Source organism: Streptosporangium nanhuense (assembly GCF_059358815.1).
In genome coordinates this window covers 1-646 of sequence record NZ_JCADBG010000132.1, presented here as the reverse complement: position 1 = coordinate 646, position 646 = coordinate 1, and the positions used below count along the sequence as shown (strand labels likewise).

The window sequence follows — 646 nt, the reverse complement described above, 5'->3', positions numbered from 1 at the left end:
TGGGTGGAGCAGGTGCGGGGCGCGGTCCGTTTCTCCGACGGGGTGCGCGCCCTGCACGCTCACGGGGTGCGGGCCTATCTGGAGCTCGGTCCTGATGGCGTACTGACCGCCATGGCGCAGGACAGCCTGACCACGGAAGCCGAAGACGGTGTGAATGAGACTGCCCGTCCGCAGAGGGGTTCCGAGGAGTCGGATACTCATCGCGTCACCGTGGGCGGGTATGCGGACTCGGAACCGGTGCTGGTGTCGGCGCTGCGCGAGGGCCGCGACGAGCAGGCGACGATCATGACGGCGCTGGCAGGGTTGCACGTGCGTGGAGTGCCGGTGAGCTGGCCGGCCGTGCTTCCCGGTGCCCGCCGGGTGGAGTTGCCGACGTACGCCTTCCAGCGCCAGTGGTTCTGGCCGACTGGCAGGCGGGCCGGAGATGCCGAGGGTCTTGGACAGGTTGTGGCGGGGCATCCGCTGCTGGGTGCCGCGGTGGGTCTGGCCGACAGTGATGAGGCGGTGTTGACCGGTCGTATCTCGCTGGGGTCGCATCCGTGGCTGGCCGATCACGTGGTGGGCGGGACGGTGGTGTTCCCGGGGACGGGGTTCTTGGAGTTGGTGGTGCGGGCGGGTGATGAGGTGGGGTGCGATGTGGTCGAGG

General features: G+C 69.5%; 1 protein-coding gene. It reads left to right on the top strand.

Annotation, left to right across the window (positions count from 1 at the left end; all coding sequences use genetic code 11):
- Positions 1–66 precede the first annotated feature (66 nt).
- A partial coding sequence (locus tag AC5L38_RS44340) for a polyketide synthase dehydratase domain-containing protein (RefSeq protein WP_495248846.1) occupies positions 67–646 on the top strand: 580 nt, incomplete at its 3' end.